The following is a 20,436-nucleotide window of genomic DNA, read 5'->3' on the forward strand; positions in this document are numbered from 1 at the left end:
TTTAGGAGGAAAACTTTCATAAAAGTGAATTTCGCATATGGAATTAACCATGTTGTATCTACAGATATTTCATTTTAATGGTTAATGAAAATTGCATTGTAACTTTTTCATAACCCGCTTTTATTCCCACCTATTTTTACGCATTTTAGGTTGACTTTAACGAAAACTCAACTTGAAATGCGTAAAATTTTACTTTTAGGCCTATTTTCGGCAGCCAGCATGAGCGTTTTTGCTCAGCAGGCAGCTAAAAAGCCGCTCGACCATTCGGTGTATGATAGTTGGCAGAGTGTTGCCAACCAAAACATTAGTAACGATGGTAAATGGGTGGTTTATGTGGTTAGACCGCAGCAAGGCGATGCCAACATGGTAATCACCACCGTTAAAAATGCCGGAAAAATCACCATACCGCGTGCAGATACCGCCCGCTTTACCGCCGACTCTAAATACGCAGTTTTTCTGATAAGGCCATTTTATGCCGCCACCCGCATGGCCCGCATTAAAAAGAAACGCCCTGATGAAATGCCTAAAGACACTTTAGGCCTGCTTACCTTGGGCGGTACAACCATAACCAAAGTACCCGGCGTGCGCTCATTTAAGATAGCCGATAAAGCCGCAGTTATTGCTTACCTGGCTCCTTCTGACACAGTTCGGAAGCCGGCCGCTGGCGATACATCCCGTCGTGCGGTAGCTACTACCATTGCTCCTCCAACCCGCGAAGGTGCAGACCTTACCATCAAACAACTGCTTAAAGGCAAGCAACGCACCTTTAAATATGTAACCGAGTACCAGCTGAGTAAGGATGGCAAGTTTATGGCTTACGCCGTAACTGCCCCCCGCCGTTCTAAAGATGTGCAATCGGGCGTGTATTTTTACGATATTGAAAAAGATGCCATAAAACCTATCAGCAGCGGCCGGGGCACTTACCGCAACCTGGCTTTTGATGAGACCGGCAAACAGCTGGCTTTTACAGCCGAAAAAAACCCGGAGAAAGCACAGGTTAAACCTTTTAAGTTATACTATTACAATACATCTAAAGATAGCGCTACGGCAATTGCTGGTCCGGCTATGGCGGGTATTACGCCTAAATGGTCGGTTAGTGGAGATGGCCGTGTGTATTTCAGCAAAAGTGGTAACAACTTATTCTTTGGCACTGCTCCTATCCCTAAACCTGCCGATACCACGCTTGTTGAGTTTGAAACTGCCAAATTGGACATCTGGAATTACAAAGACGAATATCTGCAACCTCAACAGCTTAAAACCCTGCAACGCGATTTGCGCCGCAGCTATCTGGCCGTTATTCATCCGGCTGAGGCTAACGCTAAAATGGTTCAACTGGCCGATAAATATATTGAGAACATATCGCAGCCCATGGGCAACGACTCAAAATATGTATTAGGCACTACCGATACCGGCTCAAGGGTGCAAGCCCAGTGGGAAGGCAGTGGTAACCAGGAAGCTTATTTAATAAACACCCAAACCGGCGAACGTAAAAGAATTATCCCCCGTACAAAAGCACGCTACCTGTTCAGTACAGGCGGTAAATATGTAATTTGGTTTGATGCTAAAGATCAGAACTATTTTAGCTACAGCCTGGCTACCGGTAAAAAAGCAAACCTTACTAAAGCCACCGGCGTTAAACTGGGCGAAGAGGATAACGACGTGCCCGATGATCCAAACCCGTACGGCTTAGCCGGCTGGACTGCAGATGATAAGAACGTGCTGATTTATGACCGTTACGACATTTGGAGCATAGATCCTGAAACTGGCAAGGCTGTAAATTTCACTAAAGGTGCTGGGCGTAAAAACCATTTAATTTTCCGTTATCCTATGCCGGGTGGCGGCCGCTTTGCAGCATTATTTGGCGGTGGTAGCGTGGATGATGATGACCGCTACATCTCCACCAAAAAACCTTTGTGGTTGCTTACGCAAAATGAGGATACCAAGCAATGGGGCTATTACAAACAGGCGTTCGGCTCGTCAAAAGCGCCCGAAAAAATGGTGACTGCGCCATATAGCTACAGTACCTTAACCAAAGCTAAAAACGCCGACGTATATATTTATACCAAACAAAGCTTCGATAAATCGCCCGATTTGTATGTGTCTACCGATTTAAAGAAAGAAACCAAGCTCAGCGCTATTAATCCGCAGCAATCACAATACAACTGGTTTACTGCCGCGTTGGTAGAATGGACCACGCCAAAGGGCTACAAATCTAAAGGCATATTGTACAAGCCCGAAAACTTTGACCCGAATAAGAAATACCCAATGCTGGTGTATTTTTATGAAAAGGTTTCAGAAACGCTCTATAATTATCAGTCGCCGGCACCTACGCCTTCACGCTTGCCTATCTCCTATTTTGCCAGCAATGGTTACCTGGTTTTTACGCCTGATATTAGCTACGAGATTGGTCACCCCGGCCCATCGGCAGTTGAGTTTGTGAATTCGGGTGTTGAAGCGCTAAAGAAAAACCCTTGGGTTGACGGAAAACACATTGGAATACAAGGCCAAAGCTGGGGTGGTTACCAAGTGGCTTATCTCATTACCCAAACCGATATGTATGCAGCCGCATGGGCTGGCGCACCGGTTGCTAACATGACCTCTGCTTATGGCGGTATACGTTGGGAAAGCGGTGTAAATCGCCAGTTCCAGTACGAAAAAACGCAAAGCCGTATTGGTGCTACATTGTGGGAAAAACCTGAACTTTATATGGAAAATTCGCCAATATTCCAGTTCCCTAAGGTTAAAACCCCTGTTGTGGTAATGTCTAACGATGCAGACGGAGCCGTGCCATGGTATCAGGGTATTGAAATGTTTACCGCACTGCGCCGGTTAAATAAACCGGTTTGGCTATTGCAGTACAACGATGAAGCACATAACCTGGTGCAGCGCCGCAACCGCAAAGACATCACCATCCGCGAAGCGCAATTTTTTGACCACTTCCTGAAAGGCGCACCACTGCCCGTATGGATGGACAAAGGCGTACCAGCTGTTGATAAAGGCAAAGACTGGGGTTTGGCCTTAAGCGATGGCAGTAGATAATTTAAGGGTTAAGTACTACGGTTAATCCTTAAAAGGGTGCTTAGACTTTCTAAGCACCCTTTTTACTTCTACTACTTTGGCTAGCATTTAGTAAACTTTACTCCAAGTAGTAATGCCTGATCTGGTTTAACCTATCATCTAACTCGTAAACCCAGGGGGTAGCAGTAGGAATATCCAGCTGGGCAACTTCCTCGTCACTCAGGTTATCAATATACTGTACCAGTGCACGTAAGCTGTTGCCGTGTGCACAAATAACTACTTTTTGGTTTTGGCGCAGCGCCGGCACAATGCTTTCATGCCAAAACGGTAGCGCGCGCGTCATGGTTTCGCTCAGGTTCTCGGTAAGGGGAAGCTCCCGGTAAGTCAAATCGTTATAGCGCAGGTAATGGCCGGGGAAGCGGTCATCATCTTCGGTAATAGCAGGCGGGTGCTCTTTAGGGTCGCGTCGCCACTTGTGTACCTGCTCCTCGCCATATTGATCAATGGTTTCCTGCTTACTTAAACCCTGTAAAGCACCGTAAAAACGTTCGTTAAGCCGCCATGATTTTTGCACCGGTATCCACAGCATATCCAGTTCTTCGAGCACAATATGCAGCGTTTTGATTGAGCGTTTGAGTACCGATGTAAAACCGGCATCAAAAGTGTAGCCATGCTTTTTAAGCAGTTGCCCGGCATGCCTGGCTTGTTCTATGCCATTGGCAGATAAGTCTACATCCGTCCACCCGGTAAAACGGTTCTCCTGGTTCCAAATACTTTCGCCGTGGCGCAGTAAAACAAGTTTTTGCATATAATTAGCTATTCAACAGCAAAGCTAACTATCGGTTTATATTTTTTGCGTATTGATGATGAATGATTTATATTGCGCATACTAACCCATAATAAACCTATATTTTATGATTCCAACTACCCCTGTAGTGGTAAAGGATGGCATAGCCAATCCGGCACCGCTTGGTCTTTGCGCCTTTGGCTTAACCACTGTTCTTCTTAACATTCACAATGCCGGCTTTACCGAGCTTAGTTCCATGATACTGGGAATGGGCATATTTTACGGCGGAATAGCCCAGGTAATTGCCGGAATAATTGAGGCCAAAAAGAACAATACGTTTGGCTTAACGGCCTTCACCTCTTATGGCTTTTTCTGGCTGTCATTAGTTGGTTTGCTGGTTATGCCTAAACTGGGTTGGGCCGAGCCCGCCAGCAACGGATCAATGGTGGCTTACTTAAGCATATGGGGCATCTTTACCTTTTGCTTGTTTTTTGGCACCTTGCGACTTAACCGTGCACTACAATTTGTTTTTGCTTCACTAACCATTTTGTTTGCACTGCTTGTTTGGGGTGACGCCTCTGGCGATGCAGGCATTAAGCACCTGGCTGGGTACGAAGGCATTGTATGTGGCGCCTCTGCCATTTATACGGGTATTGCCGGTGTTTTAAACGAGGTGTATGGCAAAACTGTGTTGCCTATTGGTCCGGTTAATGCTTAACACAATTTCATAAACACTAGTTTAGGTAAACATATCGAATTGATGTGGACGCCAGTTGAGCGAATAATTGCGAAACTTAGCACACTACGAAGGCCGGATTGGAATAAATACCAGTCCGGCTTTCTTATGTCAGTATAATTGAGGAAATCTTAAACTGATACAGTTAATATTAACTGACACCTAAACATTTATCTTATGAGTTGGGTTAAGGTTTTATGAAAAAGTTACTCATCTGCCTTATGAACTTTGCCATGGTTACCGGGATGGTAGCTATCGCATCAACCAGCTATGCACAGCAGCCTAAACTGCAGCAGGTATATTCTGATAATACTTATCAATTTACAGGCGTAGCCATATCTGCCAAAAACCGACTGTTTGTTACCTACCCGCGCTGGTCTAAAACCTATAAATACGCCGTGGTTGAGGTGATGCCCAACGGCACCGCAAAACCTTTTCCTGATGCAGCCACCAACAGCTGGCAGCCAGGTGAGGATGGCATGAACAAATGGGTTTGTGTGCAAACCGCTTATGTAGACGATCAGGATTATCTTTACATTGTTGACCCTGCAGCACCTATGCTGGCCAAGGTGGTAGGCAACAGTGCCAAAGTGGTGAAGTTTAACTTAAACACCAATAAAATTGAAAAGGTATACCGTTTTACCGGCACTATAGATAACAGCAGTTACTTAAACGATATACGCGTAGATACCCAAAAGCAAATGGCTTATCTTACCAACTCGGGTACAGGCGGTATTGTGATACTGGATCTTAAAACAGGCAAATCGCGCCAGGTGTTGCAAAGCCACAAATCGGTACGGCCTGATCCAAATTATAAATTTGTGATTGATGGCAAACAGTTAATGAAGCAGGGACAACCGGCTGTATTTAATTCGGATGGTATTGCCCTGAGTCCAGACCGCGAATGGCTCTATTATAAAGCTATTAATGATAAAAAGCTTTACCGTATCAAAACTGCTTCGCTGTTAAACGAAAAGTTAACGCCTCAGCAGTTAGGCGGCGAGGTAAAATACCTGGGAGAAATAGCGAGCACCGATGCCATGATTTTTGATAAGAAAGGTAACCTTTACCTGGGCGATATGGTCAATTATCGCATGATACAAATATCTCCCGATTTAAAAGCACGCACCTGGTTTAAAAGCAAAAGCCTGATCTGGCCAGATACTTATTCCGTATCAAACGATGGTTACCTATACATCACTACCTCACAAATTCAAAAGCAGCCCGATTTTAATAACGGCGTAAACAAGCGCACAGAGCCGTACCGGGTGTTTAAAGTAAAGCTACCGTAAGGAGCGTATAGAATATAGCGTTAGAAGCAAAAGCCATTTAAGGTCATCCCTTGTCATTTCGAGCTACAGCAAGAAATCTTTTCCATGCGACTAGCTTGTCAATTTGAAAAAATCTCTGATTGTAGTTCGAGATGACACTTTTTGTAATTCATTTGCTTCCCGGCTCAATTCCCCATAGTTTAACCCGCATGGAAAGGGTTAAAATTCCGTTGGCCTATTTCCATGCCGGCGGCACGGCAAACGGTTTTATTGCCATACTTAAAGTTGATGTTATCCATGGCTTTATAGAGCTTTATTTGTTCCTCATTATCCTCAAACAAATTAATTTGATAGCTGCCTGTACAAAGCTGGCTAAGCTTTACACCTATTAAGCGTATGGGCCTGTGCTGGTTCCAGGCACGTTTAAGAAGGTTTTTTATACCCGGAATTAAGATATGCTCGGCTGAGGTTAGCGCAATCTTCTCCTGCAAGGTATGCGTCTCAAAATTAGCGTAGCGTATCTTGATAGCCAGGCACGAAGCCAGCTTACTTTCGCTGCGTAATTTAAAAGCCAGCTCCTCAGTCATCGACACCAGCAGCGTTTCCAGCTCGTGCCTGTTGGCCGTGTCCTGATGAAAAGTGTGTTCTGTTGAAATGGACTTGCGTTCGCTGTAAGGTATAATTTCGCTGTCATCAATACCATTGGCTTTCTCCCAAATGTATTTGCCTGCCCTACCAAATATGCTCTCCAAAAAGCGCGGATTTACACGTTGTAAATCTCCAATCTTTTCAATACCGTATTGATATAGCTTTTCGCAGGTTTTATCACCCAGCATGGGTATCTTACTAATGTTGAGCGGCGCCATAAATTCCTTTTCGCGGCCGTGTTCAATTAACAGTTGTCCGTTTGGCTTAGCCTGATTAGTGGCCATTTTAGCTACCGTTTTGCAGGATGCCATGCCAAAAGAAATAGGCAAACCGGTTTCTGTCATAATTCGCTGGCGCAAGTCAGTCGCCATTTGGTAAGGATCATAATAACGGTCCATACCAGTGAGGTCAATGTAAAACTCATCAACCGAAGTTTTCTGATAAAGTGGTACCGTATCATGAATAATTTGTGTTACCTCGCGCGATGCTTCGGAATACCGCCCATGACTGCCATGCAAAAAAATAGCATGCGGACAAAGCTTATAAGCCTGCCGGCTGGGCATGGCCGAGTGAATGCCAAACGCCCGCGCCTCGTAACTACAAGAAGCCACCACTCCCCTGTCTTTTGAACCGCCGATAATTACCGGCTTACCTATCAACGCCGGATTTAATCGCCGTTCCACCGACACAAAGAACGAATCGAGATCGATATGTACAATATATCTCTTGGACATCACGCTACAAATGTGGAAAAAAGAAATCACAAATTACTAATTTTATTAGCATTTTTGTTTGGGTCAGAAAACACAACATGTTAAAAAATAAAGACGTCTTATTTATCCTGGAACCTTCAGATACATTAACACAGAAGGTTGCTGCAATGAAAACTGAAGTTGCGAACACTATCGGCTCATATGAAAGCAGGTATTCTAAAGCCCATATAACCTTATGGGACGCTGCAAACCTATCTCCATATTTGATTGACCACCTAATCTCAGTAAATGAGAAATATGTTAGAGCAATACGACCACAGACCTTGGTAGCTGGCGGGTTAAATTCTTTTAGTGAAAAATTTCCCTATACCGTCTTTATTCCTCTAGAAGAAACATCAACAATTAATAAGTGGTTCAATGAGTTGTATAATGCGATAAGGCATAATAAGAGAACGCCTCATATTACCATTGCCAGAGGATTACAACTCGAACAACGTCATTCCATCTTTCGCTTATTTAAAGATTTTAAAATCAATGAAAGCTTTACTCCAAACGGTATTACCGTGTTGGTAAGAGATACTTTCGATCATAACTCCCATTGGAAGCCTCATAAAACACGTTGTTTCAATCAATAAATTATTACGATTCATTAATATAAACCACATCTAACATGGAAGGATATTATGATTATCTTTTCTTACTGCAGCCGTCGGACGCGGTAAAAGAGCAGATCAGGCACTGCAAACTGAAGGCCTGCGAATATATTGGCCATTACCAGGGCATGAAAGCCACTGCCCATCTTAGCATTTGCGAAATAACACGGCAAAAGCCGCATGTTATTGACTCTTACCTGCAAACCGTTAAAAACAAGGCAAACAGCATTCCACCGGTTAGCCTGGAGATTAACGGCTTTGACTTTTTTATGCACAGCAATGAGCACATGACTATTTATGCAGCCATTAAGCCTACCTATAAAACAGACAACTGGTTTGCACTACTCAAAAAGCTACTGAACAGCAAAAGGCCTTTAACACCGCACATTACGGTAACTCGGTATATTCCGGTGAATGATTTTTATAAGCTTTGGCCGGAATTGCGCCAGGTTCGCTATCAAGATAGTTTTGTGGCCAACAGGCTCACCATTTTAGAAAAAGAAACATTTAAGCCTAACGCTAAATATAACATCCGGGAGGAAATCTATTTCAAAAATGAGTTGAAAGCACAGTACTGACAATAGGCAGTAACCAGGATGTTAGAGCAAACGTTGGAACTTATTCGTTTCACAAAGGGCACAACTTGTTTAACGCCTGCAACCATTCACTGAGACGGTTAAAAGGAATCCCTACCGGAGTTTAACGGTGATTTTTATAGCTGAACATCAGCTGCTTAACCATAACTTTACATTTAGTTGCACAGAAATCGATATTTTTTCTACTTTTGTGGCGGGTAAGTCTTTTACGACCAGCTCCTCTTGAACTCCCCCAGGGTGGGAACGCAGCAAGGGTAGAGAGTTGAGCGGTGCGATAGAAGTAGCTTACCCATTTTTTGTGCCTAAATTTTTCCAAACGACTCTCCTTCCCTTGCAATAAATCATCATTTAAGTAATCCTTTTGGCGAAATGCTTGTTTAGTTTGTAAATATGTTATGCAAATCAAACAACAAATAGATGGTGACGAAGGCCTGTTCTTTGTCGAGAAAGACAATAAGCCGGCAGGTGAAGTACGCTTTATGATCAATGACGGTGAAATAGAAATTTACCATACCGAAGTCGACCCAGAATTTCAGGGCCAAAAGCTTGGCGAAGAACTGATTGAATATGCAGCAAATTATGCCCGCCAAAATCAGCTAAAAGTGGTGCCATCTTGTACCTTTGCTAAAACTGTATTTGCCAGAAACAAGGCACTGCAAGACGTACTGGCCTGATTAAATTTTAATATGCTTGACCTCATTATTATTGGCGGCGGCCCCATCGGCTTAACCTGCGGATTGTCTGCCCAAAAAGCCGGCCTCAGCTTCATCATCCTCGAAAAAGGAACGCTGGTGAATTCGCTGTATAACTACCCCTCTACCATGACCTTCTTTTCCACTTCAGAAAAGCTGGAGATTGGTGGATATCCCTTTGCCACTACTCACGTTAAGCCTAATAGAGCCGATGCTTTAGAGTATTACCGGCGGGTAGCGCTTAGCAATAGCCTGCCACTACAACTATTTGAAGAGGTGACTTCTGTTGATGCCGTTCAAGGCGGTTATGCGGTAAATAGCACGAGGGGAAATTATCAGGCTCAACACATCATAATTGCCACCGGCTTTTATGATATAGCGGTTAATTTGGACATACCCGGCGAGAACCTACCTAAGGTTAAGCATTATTATCAGGACCCGCACTTTTTTACTATGCAAAAGGTAGTGGTAGTAGGCGCCAGTAACTCATCGGTTGATGTAGCTTTGGAAACTTATCGTAAAGGTGCGGAAGTAACGATGGTTGTGCGGGGCAATGAGATTAGCCGGCGGGTTAAGTACTGGGTGAAACCCGATATTTTGAACCGTATTGAAGAAGGCAGTATTAAGGCTTACTTTGATTCCAATCTAAAAGCAATCCGCGAGCACGAAGTGGACATTGAAACACCGGGTGGAACTATTACCATCCAAAATGACTATGTAATGGCCATGACAGGTTATAAGCCTAACTTTGATTTCTTGAAAAAGATAGGAATACAGTTATCTGACGACGGCAAGTTTATTCCACATTATAATCCGGAAACTATGGAAACTAATTTGCCAGGCGTTTATTTGGCAGGCGTAGTTTGCGGTGGCTTAGATACCCATTTGTGGTTCATTGAAAACTCACGTGTGCATGCGGAAATGATCTTGAGCGATATTGTCGAAAAACAACAACGTTAAAATCTTGTGGAATATCAGTATGAGCTGATCCAAGATAATACCCTGGCCGAATACGTAAGCTAGTTTTTGCTTACACAGATAGTTGCTTGCCATATTTGGCTGCGCCAAACTTAGCTTTAATTAACTCGAAACCGCCAAACAGTATGGCGCCAAATATCGCATCAGCCAGCAGCATGTTACGCTCAAATGGCAGCGCCATTAGCAATGACTCACCGTAACCTAAAAGTCCTTTATCATAATAGCTGCTGTACAACCATGGCTCAATATCAGTTAACAACCAGTGTATAGCCACACTTGCAAGTGATGCTAACAGCACATTGGTAACGTTTACTTTCTTAATCAGGCTACCGATAAAAATCATAATAATTAAACTACCATATAGCCACAAAGCACTATTGCCGTACCAAATAATTAGCTTAGAGGTATACAAATAGTTAATAAATATATCTGTTAAAAAAAGGGTAACTACCGTCAGCAAAGCAGCTTTCCATTTATCAGCAAAATAAGCGCCACCAAATATAGCCAGTGCACCCATCGGTGTAAAATTGCTCAGCATCGGAAAATAGAAGCTCACCAAACGCATAGCGCCGGTAGATATAACAGATGCAACAATTACCAGTATGAGAGCTGGTACGCTTAGTTTTACTTTTTGCAATGACATTTTTTAAAGTTGTAGATGCAAATTTATGAAATATTTATGTACCACGACTGTTCCGTTTACAAAGTAGCTTTCTTAAACTACACAAAACAAGCTAAATTCCATTAATTTCAGATAAACAAAACTTAGCATACAACGCAGTGTTTAACATGTACCTATAAAAAACAATGTTATGGCAACTAATGCATTAGAAAAAAAACCATTATTTGAAGGCTTAACCAAAGGATCTATAAATCTGGAGTGGCCCGAGCGTTATATATCAATAGCCGCTGGCGTAAAGATTTCACTGTCAGGCTTAAAAAACGTTTTTTCAAGTCCGTTTACCAGCATCTTAAAAGTTGGTGCCGGCGGCTACCTTATTACCCGCGGCATCACTGGTCATTGTGAGTTATATACCCAAATGGGTAAAAACAGCACCGAGCCGGTTAATGTAAACATCCGCTCATCATTTACTATAAATAAACCAAGACAAGAAGTATACGAATTTTGGCGCCAGTTAGATAACCTGCCTAAATTTATGAAGCACCTGGATACAGTAGAGGTAATTGATAGCAAACGCTCGCACTGGGTGCTAAAATTGCCTACTAATGTAGCTAAAGTAAGCTGGGATGCTGAGATTGTAAATGACGAACCAGGCTACGCCATTGGTTGGAGTTCATTACCAGGCTCAACTATTGATAACGCAGGTAAAGTACGCTTTAAAGATACAGAAGACGGCAGTGGCACCATTGTAGATGTAGTGATAAGCTACACTCCTCCTGCTGGTGGCGTAGGTACGGTAGCCGGCCACGCACTCAACCCTCTGTTTAAAAAGATGGTTGATGATGATGTTCGTAACTTTAAACAATATATGGATGTTGAAAGCACTGATAACACGTTAGCTGGAACGGGCGCTGATCAACCCCATTCAAATAGCGCTGTATTATAACAGCTTGTAAACATAAAAAAAGCCATGATCTAACGAACATGGCTTTTTTTATGTGCGAATTCCGCCTTACTGGCCCATTATGCAAAGCCAGTTTATGTTACCTGGACTTTTTGCGGCCTCTCTCTCCATACTGTTAGTAATAACAAAAGAAGCCCTGCTCAGATGAGCAGGGCTTCTTTTGTTTGCTTGTATGTAAGAGTCTGGCTTATTTAACAACCGCCTCAACCACAGCTTTAAAAGCTTCTGGGTGATTCATTGCTAAGTCTGCTAATACTTTACGGTTTAAGCCAATTTCGCTGGCGTTTAACTTACCCATTAATTGTGAGTAAGAAATACCATGCTGACGGGCACCAGCGTTAATACGCTGAATCCATAAAGCACGAAACTCTCTTTTTTTGGTTTTACGGTCGCGGTATGCGTATTGTAAACCTTTTTCAACTGTGTTTTTTGCAATGGTGTAAACCTTGCTGCGTGAACCATAATAACCTTTTGCAAGGTTCATGATTTTTTTCCGGCGTCTTCTCGACGCAACTGCGTTAACTGAACGTGGCATTTTTTTGCTCTTTTGGTAGTGAGTGTTCCATTAATCGGAAACTTGACGAACTCGAATACCTGGTTAAAAATTTAATGAATTACTTTCCGATACAAAGCATACGTTTAACGTTACCCATGTCAGCATCAGATACTAAACTGGTCTGACCTAAGGCGCGTTTACGTTTAGTCGACATCTTGGTTAAGATGTGGCTTTTGTATGCGTTTTTTCTGGCAATTTTACCGGTTCCAGTAAGCTTAAAACGCTTTTTAGCACTGGAATTGGTCTTCATTTTTGGCATAACACTTATTTATTTAATTTCTACGCTTCACCAGCGTATTATCTTTACACAGCACAAAGGCTGGTTTCAGTTAACTATTTTTTGGCTGCTTTAGGGCCAACTATCAAAAACATACGCTTACCTTCAAGCTTGGGCAGTTGCTCCACCTTGCCAACTTCTTCCAAAGCCTGTGCAAATTTAAGCAATAAAATCTCACCCTGCTCTTTGTAAACAATCGCACGACCTTTAAAGTGTACGTAAGCTCTAACCTTTTCACCAGCCTCTAAAAAGCTGATCGCATGCTTCAGCTTAAAATTAAAGTCATGATCATCAGTATTTGGGCCAAAACGTATCTCTTTAATTACGGTTTGCTTAGCGTTGCTCTTGATCTCTTTTAGCTTTTTCTTTTGCTCGTAGATAAACTTATTATAGTCAATCACACGGCAAACAGGCGGAACAGCATTAGGCGATATTTCAACCAGATCCAGCTCCTGCTCTTGCGCTATAGCCAAAGCTTCGCGGGTTGGGTATACACCCTGCTCCACGTTATCTCCCACAAGGCGAACCTCGGGAGCTTTGATGAAGTTATTAATATTGTGCTCTGCTTCCTTTTTCTTGAAAGGAGGCCGTGGCCCTCTGTTGAAATTCGGTCTTCCTAATGCCAAGTTATATGGTTATTTCTTTAACTAATTGTTGTTTAAAATCTTCAATACTTATACTTCCCAAATCACCCACGCCGTGCTTACGAACAGAAATCGTGCCATCGGCAGCTTCCTTCTCGCCTACTATAAGCATGTATGGAATCTTTTTGACTTCAGCATCACGTATCTTTCTGCCTATCTTCTCATCTCTGAAGTCAATCAGCCCGCGAATATCGGAATTATTTAACATTTGTGAAAGTTTTTTCGCATAATCCTCATACTTTTCAGATATAGGCAGGATTACATATTGCTCGGGCGACAACCACAGCGGGAAGTTGCCGGCACAGTGTTCAATCAAAACAGCTACAAACCTTTCTAACGAACCAAATGGCGCCCGGTGAATCATTACCGGACGATGTTTTAAGTTATCGCTTCCGGTATATTCCAGCTCAAAACGCTCAGGCAGGTTGTAATCAACCTGTATAGTACCTAACTGCCATTTACGGCCCAGGGCATCTTTCACCATAAAGTCGAGCTTGGGGCCGTAAAATGCCGCTTCGCCGTATTCAACTACAGTTGGTAAACCTTTTTCGGCAGCTGCTTCAATAATTGCGCTTTCTGCCAGAGCCCAATTCTCGTCGGTGCCAATGTACTTGGCTTTGTTTTCCGGATCTCGCAGAGACACCTGTGCCGTATAATCTTCAAAACCTAAGGCCGAAAACACGTACAACACCAGGTCGATTACCTTTTTAAATTCTTCTTTTACCTGATCTGGACGGCAAAATAAGTGGGCGTCATCCTGTGTAAAGCCACGCACACGGGTTAAGCCATGTAATTCGCCGCTTTGCTCGTAACGGTATACGGTACCAAATTCGGCAAAACGTACCGGTAAATCTTTGTACGAACGTGGTTTAACTTTATATATCTCGCAATGGTGCGGACAGTTCATCGGTTTTAAAAAGAACTCCTCTCCCTCCTGCGGTGTTTGAATAGGCTGAAAGCTATCCTTGCCATATTTTTCATAGTGGCCCGATGTTACGTAGAGGTTTTTATGACCGATGTGCGGGGTAATTACCTGCTCATAACCCGCAGCTACTTGTGCGCGCTGCATAAAGTTAACCAGGCGCTCGCGCAGTGCAGTACCTTTAGGCAACCACAAAGGCAAGCCCATGCCCACTTTTTCAGAAAAAGCAAAGAGTTCCAGTTCTTTACCTAATTTACGGTGGTCGCGTTTCTTGGCTTCTTCCAGTACGCGCAAATATTCGGTTAACTCGCCTTGTTTAGGAAAGGTAACGGCATATATACGGGTAAGCTGCTTGCGGGTTTCATCGCCGCGCCAGTAGGCACCGGCCACGTTCATTAGCTTTACCGCTTTTACAAAACCGGTGTTAGGTATATGCGGACCACGACATAAATCCGTAAAGTTGCCCTGGCTATAAAAAGTTATAGAACCGTCGGGCAGGTCTTTGATCAAGTCAAGCTTGTATTCGTCGCCTTTTTCGGTAAAGTATTCAATAGCGTCCGCTTTACTAACCGGCTTGCGCACGTAGTCAGATTTTGCTTTAGCCAGCTCCACCATTTTATCTTCAACGGCTTTAAATTCCTCTTGTGAGAAGGTACGGTCGCCAAAGTCAACATCGTAGTAAAAACCGGTTTCGATAGCCGGACCAATACCAAACTTGGTTCCGGGATACAAGGCTTCTAAAGCCTCGGCCATTAAGTGGGCTGATGAATGCCAGAAAGTTGATTTACCATCAGCATCGTTCCAGGTAAGCAGTTTAACTTTTGCGTCTTGCTCAATTGGTCGGTTGGCGTCCCATACGGTGCCGTCAACCTCGGCAGCTAAAACGTTACGTGCTAATCCTTCTGAAATAGATTGTGCAATTTGCATGGAGGTAGTTCCTTTTTCGTACTCACGAACGGAACCATCAGGAAGTGTAATCTTAATCATCTACAACTATGATTTATGTTCTTAAAATGAAAAATATAAAATCACTTACAACAGTGATTTATGAGTTGGGTGCAAAAATAGAATAATTTGTATGAAATCGTTAGCCTGATATGAAAGGATGACACTGGCTATTATTGAAAATAACTAATTGCTATTTGATGACTTAATTAAACGCTTGTCTGCAATAGCAAATAATATAACTGTGGTAGTAAGCTGTATGCCAGCGGAGGTTACAAAACAAAGCATCCTCACAAACAGTGTAATATTTTTAAAAGCCAGATTAAAAACCTCCGGCATCCACACTAATGGTAGCAATGTGAATGCAGAAAAGAATAGTAAAAGCCATTTAACGGTTCTTGAACCGCGATAAATTGCACTGGTTATGGCGCAGCCAACTATGATTATGGTGAACATTGATGGCAGCTCTTTTGACGAAATAGACCCATCAAGTATAAATGGCACAATGTTAAGTAATATGGAAAAACCATAGACATAGGCCAGCTTCGTTTGTAACTTGTATTCCATTTAATGCAGTAAATAGCTAACTTAAATATTCCCCCACCCATTAGCTAGTACATCAGCTATATGGATAGTTTTAATGGGCAGATTTTGTTTGTCAATATAATTTTGAAGATGCAATAAGCAGGATGCATCAGTTGAAATAATGTAATCAGCGCCGGCAGCTAAAGCGTTATCTACCTTTTGCTGCGCCATAGCGCTTGATATAGCCTCAAACTTAACGGCAAACGTGCCGCCAAAACCGCAGCAGGTTTCGTTACCATGCAGTTCAAGCATCTCCAATCCGTACACCTGAGATAAGAGTTTACGGGGCTCATCCTTAATTTTACACTCGCGCAGCCCGCTACAGCTGTCGTGGTAAACGGCCCGGCCTTCCAGTTCTGCACCAAAATAATCAACCTGCAGAATGTTTACCAGAAAATCAGATAATTCGTAAATGTTGCCTTGTATAGCCCGGCATTTGTTATGCGCGGTGGTATTGGTAAACAAATCATTGTAATAATTGCGCACCATGCCTGTACATGAGGCGGAAGGCGTTACGATGATATCTTCTTCACTAAAATCATTTAAAAACTTGCTGCCTACGGCTTTAGCGTCGTCCCAAAAACCGGCATTAAAAGCAGGCTGACCACAGCAGGTTTGCTGGGCATTAAAGTTCACCTCGCATCCGGCCTTTTGTAAAACCTTAACTGTATTAAAAGCCGTATCCGGGAACAACTGATCAACAAAACACGGCACAAATAATTCAACCTTCATGATAGCTTATCCATTTTATTGTGCACTAACCGCCACGGTTTCTGCTTGCCGCTTTTGCGTACTCAACAACAAAAACAACAGCAACAAACCTGCTATAAAAAACACGGTAAGTACCAGCGCCGAGTTACGCATGCTATGCGTAAGCGACTCCACAAAGCCAAAAGTAAACAATCCAATCACAATAGCCAGCTTTTCGGTAACATCGTAAAAGCTGAAATAGGATGCAGTATCTGTAATATTTTGCGGTAAAAACTTCGAGTAGGTTGAGCGCGATAGCGACTGTATACCTCCCATTACCAAACCCACCACTACAGCCAGCAAATAAAACTGCACGGCAGTTTGTATAAAGTAAGCGGTTATACATACGCCTATCCAAATCATCACCACCCCTATCAGTACCCTAACATTACCATAGATGGACGACAGCTTTGACATTAGCGCCGCACCACCGATAGCTACGAGTTGTATAATCAGAATTATTGCTATTAAGCTTTCTGCTGGCAGTTTCAATTCCTTAGCCGCAAAACCAGTAGCTACCAGCATAATAGTTTGCACGCCCATAGAGTAAAAAAAGAAAGCCGATAAGTACCGTTTAAGCACGGGCATTGCTTGTATTTGATGCCAAACATGGCCTAATTCTTTAAAACCACCTGCAATAACGTTTTGCCGCTGGCTGGCACTATTAGGCACACCTTTAGGTAACTTATAAAACGGAATTTGAGCAAAGCCCAACCACCATATGCCAACCAACAAAAATGAAAGCCGTGCCGGAAACGAACCATCGCTAATACCAAACCACTCTGGTCTTAAAACAAATATGAAGCAAATAATCTGCAATAATACGCTGCCCACGTAACCATAGGTGAAACCCTTGGCACTCACCGCATCCTGTTTATCAAGCGTAGCAATTTGGGGAAGGTAGGAGTTATAGAACACAGCACCACTACAGTAACCTATAGCAGCAAGTGCAAAGCAAAGCATACCAAATTCAAGTGTATCTAATTTGAAAAAATACAGCCCACAGCAAGCCAGTCCTCCTATCCATGTAAACAGCTGCATGTAGCTTTTCTTGTTTCCCCTGTAGTCTGCTATTGAGGTTAAGATGGGAAGTAGTAGAACAACTATCATATAGGCAGCTGCCAATACATAATCGGCCAGGGCAGTGTTTACAAACTTATGGCCTAAAAAGGTAACCTTGTCTCCATTTGCTTCGGTTTTAGTAATAGCGGTATAGTAAGCCGGGAAGATGGTTGATGTTATAACCAGATTGTAAGCTGAGTTTGCCCAGTCGAACATAGCCCAGGCTTGGATGGTTTTTGGGTTGTTTTTGGTTTGCATGGATAAGCTAAATTAGAAATATATACGCACAAAAAAAGACTTATTAGGAAACAAGTCTTTTTCGCATTTGCCCAAATTGAACTTACGGTACGTTAGCAATGCTACTTTCAAAACAGCTATTCTGTGCGCAAACTTTTTACAGGGTTAACTATAGCAGCCTTTACCGATTGAAAGCTAATGGTAAATAATGCTACTACTATTGACACGATTGCTACCGATGCAAAAACAGATAAATCGATAGTTATGCGGTAAGCAAAGTTATTTAACCACTTGTGCATGGCCAGCCAGGCTAGCGGCCATGCAATAATATTTGCTAAGATTATTAATTTAAGGAAATGCCCTGAAATTAAGAATACAATGTTATTAACTGATGCGCCCAACACCTTTCTTACCCCAATTTCTTTAATCCGCTTTTCGGCAGAGTAAGACGCCAACCCGAGCAGGCCAAGGCTCGATATGAAAATAGCTAAGCCGGCTAAGATTCCTATTACCTGGCTCACCTGGTTATCGGCGCGATATACTTCACTAAAGTGATCTTCAACAAACTGGTACTCGAAAGGGTAATCCGAAATAGTATTTGCCCACTTTGATTTGATGAAAGCAAGCGCCTCTTTGGTTCTGCCCGGACTTATTTTTACCGACATTTGGCTATAACCCCAAGCTTTTACATTGAACATAAACATGGTTTCCACCTTATGATGCATAGAGTTGAAGTTAAAGTTTTTAGCTATACCTGTAATTACACCAAGTGAATCGAACCCAAACTGCCTGCCAATGAGCGACTGTAATTTTTTCTTAGGCTCATCCTTAAGTAGTTCTTTGGCAAGTTCTTCATTAATGATGTACTCTCTACCATAACCATTTTCACCAGTCGAAAAATTACTGCCCGCAGTCAGTTTAATGTTATATAAATTTAAAAAGTCTTTATCAACAATAAGCCTGGTAGAGGTAAGAACACGTACCGGTCCATTCTCTGGTTTGTACCCCACTCCACCCTGATCAAGATGACTGCCCAGCACGTCCTGCGACCCGGTTACGCCATTTATTAAGCTATTGCTTAATAAATCCTGCTTTAGTTGGTCGTATTTTTTCTTTGCAACGTCGTTAAGCGGTATGGTAATAATTTGTTCACGACTAAACCCTGGGTCGCGCTTTTGCATAAACTTAAGTTGTTTAACAACAAAAACAGTTGCTATCATTAAAAAAACAGCACTTGAGAACTGACCAACAACCAGTATATTACGTAAACCAGACTTGCTAGAACGCAAAGATACCGCACCTTTAAGCACCTTGACTGGTTGAAAAGATGACAGGAACACTGCCGGATACAAGCCCGCTATTAAACCGACCACAACTGTCAGTAAAACCAAACCCACTAACAATGCCGGATTGCTGAATAAAGACAGCTCCAGATTACGCTGACTAAGCCGATTAACATAAGGCAGACATAATTTAACAATTACTAAAGCTAAGACGAGGGCAATAAGTGATAACATAGCCGTTTCACCCAAAAACTGACATGCAAGTTGTGTACGGTGCGCTCCTATGGATTTACGTATGCCCACTTCTTTCGAACGCTCTATAGACCGTGCCGTTGTAAGGTTCATAAAATTAACACAGGCTATAACAAGCACAACAAGAGCTATTACACTAAACAAATTGGTTGACTGTTTATCAAATTTTTGATAATTCAGGTAATCCAGTCCAACGTCTGTAGTTGATGCGTGAACTTCACTGATGGGAGTAAAAAACAGTTCATACAACTTCCATGAATCATTATTGGGCATATATTTTTTCAAAAAAGCCGGCATTTTGTTTTCCAGCACTTTTATATCTGTTCCTGGGGCAAGCTCTACGTAAGTATTTAGCCAGTTGCCGCTCCAGCTGTCCATCCATGATTCGTGAATACTGCTTAGTGATAGTAAGCCGTCGAACTGCAATTGTGAATTTTGGGGTACATCTGCCAGTACTCCGGTAACGGCGAAGCCCACGGTATCAGAACCATAGTGCATAACGGTTTTACCCATGGGATCTTTATTACCAAATAACTTTAGGGCCGTTTGCTGGGTGATTATTATGCTATTTGGTTTTTCAAGAGCCGTTTTCCTATCGCCTTTGAGTAACTGGAAATTGAATATACTTAGAAAGGCAGAGTCTGTAAATAGTACCTGCGGTAGGAAAACCCTTTTCGACTGGTTAGCCAGTTGATACTTATTGCTCCATTTTACCCGTGTAAAGTTCTTTACTGCAGGGTAGTCATTTTTGAGGCTTGGTCCCATAGGGTACATTGAAAGCGCAACTTTTTGCGAAGCTACCATACCCGGAAACTTTTGCACCTCACTCAAACGATAAATGTTTTTTGTGTGAAATTTATCGAAGCTTTTCTCGTAAAAAACAAAAAGCAAAATCACGATACAAGCGGCGATACCAATTGAAAGGCCGATAATATTGATCACTGAAAAGAACTTGCTTTTCCAGAGATTCCGCAATGCGCTTTTGATATAGCTTTTTATCATAAAATAGATGGCGATTAAACCAACGTATTTTAAGCTACACATGGCAAGCCATCATCGCAAACACTTGCATATCAACAAATTACAATTTATCATAATACTTACACTGTGCGCAATTGATACAATAATTGAATGCTTTTGATACACGCGGTAACGTGAAAACTAAACACGATATAGGTAATAATGACAACTAATAACTGGATTGAAGACAATTGCGTTAGCAGCGGCAACTAAAAAAGATCACAC

19 protein-coding genes and 1 other RNA gene are annotated in these 20,436 nt (G+C 42.5%); 9 read left to right on the top strand and 11 right to left on the bottom strand.

The window, feature by feature from the left end:
- Positions 1–177: 177 nt before the first annotated feature.
- Complete coding sequence (locus ABDD95_RS11540) at positions 178–3,039, top strand: prolyl oligopeptidase family serine peptidase (RefSeq protein WP_345952045.1); 2,862 nt, start codon at positions 178–180, stop codon at positions 3,037–3,039.
- A gap of 97 nt (positions 3,040–3,136) precedes the next feature.
- Here ABDD95_RS11540 and gpmA read toward each other — a convergent pair whose 3' ends face one another.
- Positions 3,137–3,826, bottom strand: coding sequence for a 2,3-diphosphoglycerate-dependent phosphoglycerate mutase (gene gpmA, locus ABDD95_RS11545; RefSeq protein WP_345952046.1), 690 nt, complete (start codon positions 3,824–3,826; stop codon positions 3,137–3,139).
- 106 nt (positions 3,827–3,932) lie between these two features.
- Here gpmA and ABDD95_RS11550 point away from each other — a divergent pair, with 106 nt between their 5' ends.
- Positions 3,933–4,523, top strand: a complete 591-nt coding sequence (locus ABDD95_RS11550; protein WP_345952047.1) for an acetate uptake transporter — start codon at positions 3,933–3,935, stop codon at positions 4,521–4,523.
- A gap of 215 nt (positions 4,524–4,738) precedes the next feature.
- Entirely contained in the window at positions 4,739–5,833 is a 1,095-nt protein-coding gene (locus ABDD95_RS11555; protein ID WP_345952048.1) for an L-dopachrome tautomerase-related protein, read from the top strand.
- A 179-nt stretch (positions 5,834–6,012) separates the two neighbouring features.
- Here ABDD95_RS11555 and dinB read toward each other — a convergent pair whose 3' ends face one another.
- Positions 6,013–7,194, bottom strand: a complete 1,182-nt coding sequence (gene dinB, locus ABDD95_RS11560) for a DNA polymerase IV (RefSeq protein WP_345952049.1) — start codon at positions 7,192–7,194, stop codon at positions 6,013–6,015.
- Positions 7,195–7,271: 77 nt separating this feature from the next.
- Between dinB and ABDD95_RS11565 the strand changes: the two genes are divergently transcribed.
- The 5 genes from ABDD95_RS11565 to ABDD95_RS11585 all read left to right on the top strand — a co-directional run bounded on the left by ABDD95_RS11565 (position 7,272) and on the right by ABDD95_RS11585 (position 10,074).
- Positions 7,272–7,808 carry a 2'-5' RNA ligase family protein gene (locus ABDD95_RS11565; protein WP_345952050.1) on the top strand — a complete coding sequence of 179 codons (537 nt, stop codon included), beginning with the start codon at positions 7,272–7,274 and terminating at the stop codon, positions 7,806–7,808.
- A 35-nt stretch (positions 7,809–7,843) separates the two neighbouring features.
- A complete protein-coding gene (locus ABDD95_RS11570) occupies positions 7,844–8,404 on the top strand; it encodes a 2'-5' RNA ligase family protein (RefSeq protein WP_345952051.1) in 561 nt (186 codons plus the stop codon).
- Positions 8,405–8,617: 213 nt separating this feature from the next.
- Positions 8,618–8,716, top strand: an RNA gene (gene ffs, locus ABDD95_RS11575) — signal recognition particle sRNA small type.
- A 101-nt stretch (positions 8,717–8,817) separates the two neighbouring features.
- Positions 8,818–9,096, top strand: coding sequence for a GNAT family N-acetyltransferase (locus tag ABDD95_RS11580; protein ID WP_345952052.1), 279 nt, complete (start codon positions 8,818–8,820; stop codon positions 9,094–9,096).
- Between the two features lie 12 nt (positions 9,097–9,108).
- On the top strand, positions 9,109–10,074 hold the full coding sequence (locus ABDD95_RS11585; protein WP_345952053.1) for a YpdA family putative bacillithiol disulfide reductase: 966 nt from the start codon (positions 9,109–9,111) through the stop codon (positions 10,072–10,074).
- A gap of 70 nt (positions 10,075–10,144) precedes the next feature.
- Here ABDD95_RS11585 and ABDD95_RS11590 read toward each other — a convergent pair whose 3' ends face one another.
- Positions 10,145–10,735 (bottom strand): DUF6580 family putative transport protein, encoded by a 591-nt coding sequence (locus ABDD95_RS11590; protein WP_345952054.1) that lies wholly within the window; start codon positions 10,733–10,735, stop codon positions 10,145–10,147.
- Between the two features lie 169 nt (positions 10,736–10,904).
- On the opposite strand from ABDD95_RS11590, the gene ABDD95_RS11595 reads away from it, so the two are divergent.
- Positions 10,905–11,660, top strand: coding sequence for an SRPBCC family protein (locus ABDD95_RS11595; RefSeq protein ID WP_345952055.1), 756 nt, complete (start codon positions 10,905–10,907; stop codon positions 11,658–11,660).
- 205 nt (positions 11,661–11,865) lie between these two features.
- Here ABDD95_RS11595 and rplT read toward each other — a convergent pair whose 3' ends face one another.
- From rplT to ABDD95_RS11635, 8 genes are all read right to left on the bottom strand, one after another.
- On the bottom strand, positions 11,866–12,213 hold the full coding sequence (gene rplT / locus ABDD95_RS11600) for a 50S ribosomal protein L20 (RefSeq protein WP_345952056.1): 348 nt from the start codon (positions 12,211–12,213) through the stop codon (positions 11,866–11,868).
- Between the two features lie 79 nt (positions 12,214–12,292).
- Positions 12,293–12,493, bottom strand: a complete 201-nt coding sequence (gene rpmI, locus ABDD95_RS11605) for a 50S ribosomal protein L35 (protein WP_090525627.1) — start codon at positions 12,491–12,493, stop codon at positions 12,293–12,295.
- Positions 12,494–12,567: 74 nt separating this feature from the next.
- Positions 12,568–13,137, bottom strand: coding sequence for a translation initiation factor IF-3 (infC, locus tag ABDD95_RS11610; RefSeq protein WP_345952057.1), 570 nt, complete (start codon positions 13,135–13,137; stop codon positions 12,568–12,570).
- Between the two features lies 1 nt (position 13,138).
- Entirely contained in the window at positions 13,139–15,064 is a 1,926-nt protein-coding gene (gene thrS, locus ABDD95_RS11615) for a threonine--tRNA ligase (RefSeq protein WP_345952058.1), read from the bottom strand.
- A 144-nt stretch (positions 15,065–15,208) separates the two neighbouring features.
- Positions 15,209–15,589, bottom strand: coding sequence for a hypothetical protein (locus ABDD95_RS11620; protein ID WP_345952059.1), 381 nt, complete (start codon positions 15,587–15,589; stop codon positions 15,209–15,211).
- Between the two features lie 21 nt (positions 15,590–15,610).
- Positions 15,611–16,339, bottom strand: coding sequence for a (Fe-S)-binding protein (locus tag ABDD95_RS11625; RefSeq protein ID WP_345952060.1), 729 nt, complete (start codon positions 16,337–16,339; stop codon positions 15,611–15,613).
- Positions 16,340–16,354: 15 nt separating this feature from the next.
- The gene (locus tag ABDD95_RS11630; protein ID WP_345952061.1) at positions 16,355–17,677 is read right to left on the bottom strand and encodes an MFS transporter; all 1,323 of its coding nucleotides are present in this window, start codon (positions 17,675–17,677) and stop codon (positions 16,355–16,357) included.
- Positions 17,678–17,793: 116 nt separating this feature from the next.
- Complete coding sequence (locus tag ABDD95_RS11635) at positions 17,794–20,193, bottom strand: ABC transporter permease (RefSeq protein ID WP_345952062.1); 2,400 nt, start codon at positions 20,191–20,193, stop codon at positions 17,794–17,796.
- Positions 20,194–20,436: the final 243 nt, after the last annotated feature.

It is taken from the genome of Mucilaginibacter sp. PAMB04274 (genome assembly GCF_039634385.2).
Taxonomy (GTDB): domain Bacteria; phylum Bacteroidota; class Bacteroidia; order Sphingobacteriales; family Sphingobacteriaceae; genus Mucilaginibacter.